The following is an 8,093-nucleotide window of genomic DNA, read 5'->3' as shown; positions in this document are numbered from 1 at the left end:
AAAAGGAAGCTGGACATGGGAGAAGAGCAAATCCTTATCCAGCGGCTGGGAAGAACTGAAAAGCAATGCAGATACGAACAGTATAACAAGTACTTATACACCGACAACAGATGACAGCGGATACTTCATACGTGCAACCTTTACCGTAAGTGATGATCAAAGCTACAAGGGAACAGTAACGAGAGCCAGTTCGACGGTCATAAAGGAAGAACTGAACGGCATCAAGATCTATAGGAACAGTGCATTGAGCGAAGAAGCGGGCGCAGCTGATATGGTAGTAGGAAACCAGCTGTATGCAAAGCTTACACAGGACAAATTCGATGCGGATGTTACATATACCTGGCATCAGAAAAATGCGGATGGAAGCGATCATGATGAAAAGATCCTTGGTACAGGAAAAAGCTATCTGCTGAGCGGCAAGGATGTAAATCAGCTCATCTATGTGAAAGCAACTGCGAAAAAAGACGGAGGAGCGAGCGGCGCTGTCAAGGCGGCTATGGATACGGAGGTAAAAAAGGCAAAGACTGAGAAGGTTTCAGAAGCACCGGAAATCGTCAGTAAAGATGATATCTCTGTAACGGTAAAGATGCCGGATTCCTATACCAAAGGTCTGTATCAGTTTGGGTTTATTGAAGATGGTGTAGCTGGAGAACCCACACCATTTGATACGTTGGCCAGAGGAAATAACGAAGTGACTATCAGAGGATTGAAATCCTTGACCACCTATTACATCAAGGTACGCCAAATCGGTGAAGACGGTTATGAGGATTCCGTATGGAGCGATGTAGAGGCTCAGGTGGAAACTGACCTTCCGCATGTGACAGGGACAGTGGAAATCACAGTGAATCAGAACAAATCAACGGCATATGGAGAAACACTCAAGGCCACCAGGAAAAATGGTGTCTCTTCTGAAACCGGAAGCTGGGTATGGAATTGGCTCAAACCGGACGGTAGCAAGGTACAGGTGGGAACGGGCTCTACCTATTACGTCGGTAATGTGAATACGATCGGCTGTAAGCTGGAAGCAGTGTACAAAGGAACCGGGAATTATAGCGGAGAGATCAGTGCACAGAGCGAGGTCGTTAAGAAAGCGGAGGTCTCTGCACCGGTCAATATGATAATCAAAAACAAAGCGACTTCGACAGATTCCAGTATCACTGTGGAACTGCCATTGCAGGATGAATCCGAAGGTGCTTTGGGAAATAACGAAAAATTCATTATAGGTTATTCTTTAAGTAAAAATGGAGTACCTGTGGAATATCGTGAAGCAGGAAAAGTTGTGGAATATGAACCGTCAACCTCAACAACTACCAGAAAAGCAACATTAACCGGATTGACTAGAAATACGACCTATTACATCTTTCTTCGTTACGCAGAGCAGGAAGAACATTACAAGTCAGACTGGTCATTGATTGATACCAGCATCGACGTAACAACAAAGCAGACGGCATTACAGGGAAGTATGCATTTCACTTATGCAAATACCGGTGCTACGAATCCGATCCAGGGAGAAAAACTTATCGTACAACTGGATGGTGTCAACACGAAAGAGGGTACCTGGACGTGGACGAAGGTACAGAACGGTGTAGAAAGCAACATCGCGAACTACTTCCCACAGGGGGAGGATTCAACCTATTATATGATCCCGGCAACAGAGGCTGTGGGAACCACCTACAAGGTCACCTTTACACCGACAGAGGGCTTTAGTGGCAGCATCACAGAAACCTCTACAGAAGTACAGAAATATACAAAGGATCAATACGATGCGCCGACCGTCAGTCCGCAGAGAAAAACGCAGACCGATACCACACTGACATTTAAGATGGGGGAGGATGCGGATGAGGGTGTCGTTTATGAATTCCAGTATGGAAAAGAAAATAACGAGGACGCTCCCACGAATAAGCTGGTAGATACCAAAGCATACAAAGGGGCGGATGTAACCATCACAGGACTGGATCGTAATACGACCTATTACATCTGGGTGCGCCGAGCCAAGGATGATAACTATGAAGCAAGTGCATGGTGCCTGCTGAATCTGGAAATGAAAACGGAATTGACCGGCATTCTGGGGTATGTGAGCATTGATGGTATCGATACGGCAGGAAAAGAGCTGACAGCCAGCTACAATAAAGCCAATTATATCCCATCAGGGGATGATACGAACGGAAGCTGGAAATGGTATCGTGAAAATAACGGCAGTTATGTTCAGATCACATCCGGTATCACAAACAATAAAACGATATCAAAATATACACCGACAGGAAGCGATATCGGAAAGAAGCTGAAGGCAGTATACACGGGAGCTGGAGATTTTAAAGGCGATAAGGAAGCAGTTACCAGCAGTATCAAAAAGAATGTGGCAACAGACCCGGAGATCACAACATTTACACAGATAAGTGATATAGATAATCACCTGCAAACGAATGTTGAATTGAATACGAAGGAGAACGTATGGTATCGCGTGCAAAAGGATACCATACCAGCACCGAATGCACCGGAAGGAACAACAGAGAGTGCGATGACAGCGGCAGGCTGGACGAAGGTACCTTCCACCAACTTTCAGCTCATACAGGACTATGAGAAAGCCTATTTTGAGGCAAATAGAGTTTACACATTATATATTGTGAAACAGGAAACAGCAGATACACAGGTGAGTAATGTCAGAAGCAAAAGTGTGGAGCTGGGTCCGGTAACACAGTCAGGAACAATCGCATTTACGGGAAATGAAGTCGTAGGAAAGACTGTGAGCGCAACATTAAAAGATGCGAACAACAATAAGGGTACGTGGAAATGGTATATGAGCACAACAGACTGCGGTACTACAGGAACAGATGCTGCGCCATCTATAAATGATACGGCGAAATGGAAACAGCTAGCAAGTGGATACAGCCCAACGATAGACAGTGACACGAGTACATTGACGATCAGCGAGGATATGTGGAAACACTACATCAAAGCAGAATTCGTGCCAAACAGTGACATTGGATATGGTGGCGAAAGTATCAAGAAGATGGCAGCTACCTATGTGAAAAAGATATATGATGAAAAAATTTCAATCAAGTCAGATACAAAGGATGGGGAAGGAAACGATGCCGCTTATTCCGGAACAAAGGTCACAGCGACAGTTGAAAACTGGATTGGCAATGGCGATGACTTGAAAGGGCGCTTTAAGATGTATATCAATGAATCCTCTCCAACGCTTCATACAAATAGTACTTATAATGGCAATACAATGACCACTACGGAAGAAAACTGGAGCCAGCATAATGGAAAGCACATCTATGCAGAATTAACAGTGCCAAGTAATATAGCGCTGTATGTAGATGTAAATTTAAATGCTATTTCATCAGGTAAAAAATATACAAGTGATCAGATTCTTTATAAATATGGAACTTCCATAAAGAATGAAACAGATTTAAAAAATTTCATTTTAGGTACAGATAATTATACGAATAGAGGAGGTACATACGTTATTACAAATAATATTAGCTTTACAAGCAGTACTAAATTTACTGTACCTACAACGTCATTCTCTGGAACTTTAGATGGGGATGGTCATGTTATCAATTACCTTCCTGTATATCTTTTTGATAATGTTAAAGGAACAAGTTCAAATTATGCCGTAATAAAAAATTTGATACTTAAGAATGCGAATTTAACATACTCAGATAAGACGAAAGAAAATGTTGGTGTAATAGCAAGAAGGCTAGAAAATTATGTAAAAGTCAATCGTGTTTTTGCTGTTGATTCTAATCTTGCATCCTATGGAAATGTAGGATTCATTGCAGGCTCTACAGGTCCAGATAACGGTGTTGATGTCAATACTGTTGAAATCTCCGAATGTGGAACTGTCGGAGGTAGCGTTTCTTATTCAGGAGTAGGCTCACTTGGAGGATTTGTTGGTTTTGCGAGCTCAAATAAATTCTATGATAATTATTCAATCGGAACTATTGTTTATGGACATAGTGCACAATCAGCAGGGGGATATATTGGATATGGAACACGTGTTGGTAAAGACTATGTACAAAGAAACTACACTGCCAGTAAAGTTCAACAGGAAGCTGAAACCAGTAATGCATATAGTGCTTCTGGAGGTATTTTTGGAAGTGTTAATACAACGAATACAACAAATATAAAAAATAACTTCTTTGATAGTAACATTATGGGACAGTTTATTGTAAATCAAAGCAATGCAAAGGCTACACGAGGAACTGCTAAAACTACACAAGAAATGGTAGGAAACGGTTTAAAGACATCATTTTCTGGCACTTCTGCGTGGGTTTATAAAGATGGTTATTACCCCTTGTTATCATGGCTTCAGGATAATAAAATTGCTAATTTATATGGGGCTACCAGAATGGCATTTGTTTCTATTGATAATGCAACTAGCAGTAGTAATCTGGCAGTGGGAAACCTGTACGGTCCTGTTAAAATACCTAATGAATTACAGACAAAAGGTTTCACATATTCAACAAGTAGTGCGAGTGTTTTGAAGATAACGGCTGGTGGGACGATACTACCGGTAGGAGCAGTTGGCACAACAGCTAAAATAACCATTCGCTACGATGATACGGAGAATGGTGGATATGCAACCAATACCTATGACTTTACAGTAAAAAAGAAAGTAAATGCGCTAAACGTAAACGATGTAACGGTTAATGGCACAACGAATCCTGGTAAGGTGTTGACAGCCAATGCTTCTGGCGCCACTACTTTCCAGTGGTATCGAAGAAAAGCAGGGACTGTTTCAAGAGAAGCTATTTCAGGTGCTACAAATAGTACTTATACATTAAAATCTTCCGATATCGGCTATGAAATCAACGTCGATGTTGGTGCACCGAATTATGCGACCATGTCCTCCGGCTTTACTGCCGCAGTTACGTCTGTAAGACCGGACGGCTTGACGACCTCTGAGAAAAGCGATAATGGGGTAACGGTCAAGGCAAACGGAATCAGCGGAGCTGACTATGAATACGCGTATGCTGTTTCTTCTTCCGGAGATAAGATCATTGCCGGTCATTCTACATCCGATTTCAAGATCACCGGTTTATCCAGAAACAAGGACTACTGGCTCTATGCAAGAGTCGCCGGTGCTGCAGATGGTTCTTATGAACCGAGTGCATGGAGTGAGGCCTGTAAGATAACGACTGAGAAGACCGACATCGAAGGCCCGATCAAGCTGAACGGCGTCATCAATGCAGGAAGTACCCTTACCGCTTCTATCGCAGATACCAATCTTCAAAAGGGAAGCTGGAAAATCGAGAGGACGAAGGATGGAACGATCACCCCACTCACGCCGAAGACCTCTACAGACTATGGTCTGACCTATGAGCTGACGGACGCGGATGCCGGCTCTAAAATAAAGATCACATATTCCGCCCTGGCAGATACGGATTTTGACAAGTCTGTCTCCATCGAGACCGATCCGATATTGAAGCGTTCACAGGAGGCGCCTTCTCAGGCACCTGTCGAGATCACAGCCGCAAAGAAGGATCACTCCCTACAGGTACAGGAGAGTGTCGTGGAAGCCGGAACTACATATGAATTCGGTTACCGTAAGAGTGCGAGTGAGGAAATAAAGCCTGTGTCCGGCGGCGGTGTCGCAGCGGATACACCGGTCACCATATCCGGACTTGAACGCAATACGACCTATTACATCTATGTGAGAAGAGCAGGAAAGGATCTCTATGAGCCTAGTGGCTGGTCTCCTGCCGTCCAGATGACGACAGACCGCTCCAGTGTACAGGATAATACCGTCACAGTCAGCGGTACTGCAAGGGTCAATCAGACCCTGACCTTCACAGCATCTCATAAGGATGATAATACGAAGGATCAGACTGGTATGTGGGTCCTGGAGCGTGTAGGTACAGATCTTTCAAATACACTGCTCCCTACGACGACCAGTGCGGATACCCATACGATCACATATAAGCTGGTACCGGAGGATTCCGGTTATCAGATCAAAGCCTCCTATATCGGTACCGGGGATTATAAGGATGAATGCATGGCTACGAGTACCAGCATAAAGAATGATTCCCAGACGATCGGTAGTGTCCTTCCGGCTCTCGGCACAGTGGATGAATACAGTATAGGAGTCAAGGTCTCCGACTCCAGTGATGATATCTATGAGTTCGGGTATAAAAAGGATGGCGATAGTACCATCACGCCTTATCCCGTAACGGCAGCCTGGGGGAAAGAGGTGTCGATCACACCGCTGATCCGTGATTCAGCGTATACGCTCTATGTGAGAAAAGCTACCAGGACCGGGTACGATGCCAGCGACTGGTCGAGCGGTATCACATCGAGGACCCTGCAGTCGACACTCTCGGGAAATATCACATATACCGGGACGACCGGTGTAGAGGATACGCTGGAGGTCACCTATGAAAAAGGGAAATATCCATACAGCGGCGATGATTCCAAAGGAAGCTGGCAGTGGAAGCTGGATGATGTGGCAGTCCCTGCAGAAAAGGGTGGAAATTCCAATAAGCTGTATATCGAGCCGGTGGATGGAAATCCGGAGGTGACCGTGACCTATACGGCAGAGGAAGGCAGCGGTTTTCAGGGAAGTGTGACACGTAGCTTCGGCAGGGTGTTCAAAAAGGCATACGAGGTACCGAAGGCGCCTGTCGTTACGGCGGATGCAGAGGATGATACCCGGGAAGGAAGTATCCTGAAGCTTGAAAGCAGTGAAGTGGATGATGTCTACTACTATCTCCGTCTTGCCTCCAATGACAATCTACCGACTCTGAAGGCAGCGAAGGATGTAGAGCAGGAGGGCAGGCTCAGTGATGATAGGAACAATGTGGAGCGCTGGCTGAAGGCAGAGACTTCTATGGAGATCAGAGTGCCTGCCAATAGGACCTATGTCGTCTATGCCGCAAGGCTGGAGACGAATACCAATGTCGCAAGTGAGATCAATTCCACGCGTGGGAAGCTGAGCGCAAAGGAGCCTCTATTACGGAACCCTCGAACAGACGGGCAGATCAAGGAGAGCGACAGCAGCGTAGTGTGGAAGACATTGCAGGAGAAGACCCTGCAGTATTCCCTGTATGGCAAGGCACCGACAGCGACATGGAGGTATTACGTGACGAAGACTCCGGAAAATGCTGCTTCCTGGCAGAACATCGATGCGGAGCTGAAAGCACTGGGACGCGTGGATGAGGTCAAAGACGATGTGTCATATTCCACCTTCGAGGTCCCTCTGAAATATACCGACTATCATCTGAAGGCGACGCTGACCGGTGTCGATGATTATAGCGGACAGGTGGAATTCATAACACCAGATAAGCTGGAGGGAACACTGATCAAGGGAAATTCCTCCATCACACATTCCGCTACCTACAGTCTGCTGGATATATTGACAGCGGAATATCAGGGAACGGATGATAAGTCCGGTACCTTCTACTGGTATCGGAAGAAGGAGGGGAAGGACCCTGTCCTTGTGAAGAAGGACGCACCGGGTACGACAAGCAGCTATCAGACGCAGGAGGCGGATTTTGAATGCTATATCTATGCAGTATATGTGGCAGCGCCAAGCGGACAGTTCAGCGGAGAGTCGATAACCGACAGTGTCTATGTCGATCATAAGGCAGCACAGAATACACCGGATGCGCCACAGATCCTGCAGATCAATGGAAACAGCATCCAGTTCAAGGCACCATCGAACTATAATCCGAAAGGGATGGACAAGATACCGCAGGTACAGGTCGGCTATCAGAAGGTGAAGGCGGACGGTACGGCGATCGATGCGGACATCACCTGGCAGGAGGAGAAGGATTTTGAAGAGAACTGGTTTAGAAAGCTGGATCGAAGGAGCAGCTATAAGCTGTATGCGAGATTCTTGGGGACCAGCGTCTATGCACCATCGGATATAAGTGCAGCGAGTACGATCGCGACAACGGAAAATGAGCTGTTCGATGAATCCAGCCTCGATGTGCAGGCGCTGAGTACCTTTGGCACTACCGACAGCGATATCGGAAACAAGGTCATGATGAGCTTTACCGGTGACGGCTATGATGAAGGATATTTCCGCATCCGTCGAAGCAATGGGGATACGATCGTGGAACAGGTGGAGGATGCCGTTGTCACCG

1 protein-coding gene is annotated in these 8,093 nt (G+C 45.8%); it reads left to right on the top strand.

The window, feature by feature from the left end:
- Positions 1-8,093 (top strand): hypothetical protein (locus NE665_RS22865; RefSeq protein ID WP_256302651.1); only part of this gene is annotated, 8,093 nt, incomplete at both ends.

The sequence above is a fragment of the Clostridium sp. DFI.1.208 genome (assembly GCF_024463855.1).
Taxonomy (GTDB): domain Bacteria; phylum Bacillota_I; class Bacilli_A; order Erysipelotrichales; family Erysipelotrichaceae; genus Clostridium_AQ.
This window is presented reverse-complemented; position numbering and strand designations above follow the sequence as displayed.